We start from the raw sequence: 912 nt of genomic DNA, 5'->3' as shown, positions 1-912 counted from the left end.
TCAGCTTGTCCAAATTATTAAAGAGCACATCACATAATGTGATTGATAAATATTCTCAAATAAGAACACTTAGCAATGCGCATCATATGTGGAACAAAGAATCGGAATGTTTTCCTTCTCAGGCAAGGCGGAAGCTGAGGAAGTTTACATCAGTAAACGACGAAGCTTTCAACGCAGGATGAGGAGGAAAATGGTGGAGCCATGCGGGATCGAACCGCAGACCTCCTGGATGCAAACCAGGCGCTCTCCCAGCTGAGCTATGGCCCCATAGTGCTTGTCTAAATCACCGATAGCCGCGTTGCGCGATTCGTTCAATCGGTCACATACCATCGAGGTATGCTCCCTCAATCACTCAACGGGCGCCTTGCTCTCGGCGATTTATCCTGCGCGTGCTGACTTCGGGGGAAACCCTTTTTCAACATGTGCAGATGCGCTTCTGACACCGAGAAAATCCTCGGTTTTGGCTGTGTGGCTAGGCAAAGTGTGAGGAAGCATACACCAGTATGCGAGTTCTCAAAAGGCGCGGCCAAACAAACCAAACATCTTCGAGTTGTGACAAGGCGCCAAGGAGGAAGCATACACCAGTATGCGACGACGAAGGCAACGCTGCTCACAGCGAAGAAGTGGTGGGTCTGAGTAGACTTGAACTACCGACCTCACCCTTATCAGGGGTGCGCTCTAACCAGCTGAGCTACAGACCCAGTATCCGTTTAATTACTGCTAAGTTTCTTAACTCCGCCTTACGCAAGGGCTAAAAAAACAGCGTCTAGCGCTGCAGTAACCAATCTTTGTTCCATCTATCAAGCCAATCAATCTGTGTGAGCACTCACTCAATTACGCATCTTCATCGTTAAGGAGGTGATCCAGCCGCAGGTTCCCCTACGGCTACCTTGTTACGACTTCACCCCAGTC

Annotated in this window: 2 tRNA genes and 1 rRNA gene; all 3 read right to left on the bottom strand. The window is 49.5% G+C overall.

The annotated features are described in order from the left end of the window. Window positions 1-191: 191 nt before the first annotated feature. A tRNA-Ala gene (locus CWE08_RS12085) sits at window positions 192-267 on the bottom strand. Window positions 268-624: 357 nt separating this feature from the next. After that, a tRNA-Ile gene (locus tag CWE08_RS12080) sits at window positions 625-701 on the bottom strand. Between the two features lie 150 nt (window positions 702-851). Further along, window positions 852-912: ribosomal RNA gene (locus tag CWE08_RS12075) — 16S ribosomal RNA — on the bottom strand; the annotation flags it as partial.

The sequence above is a fragment of the Aliidiomarina iranensis genome (assembly GCF_003987135.1).
In the GTDB taxonomy this organism is placed as follows: domain Bacteria; phylum Pseudomonadota; class Gammaproteobacteria; order Enterobacterales; family Alteromonadaceae; genus Aliidiomarina; species Aliidiomarina iranensis.
Note: the sequence above shows the minus strand (reverse complement) of the source record. Positions and strands in the feature narration are given on the sequence as shown.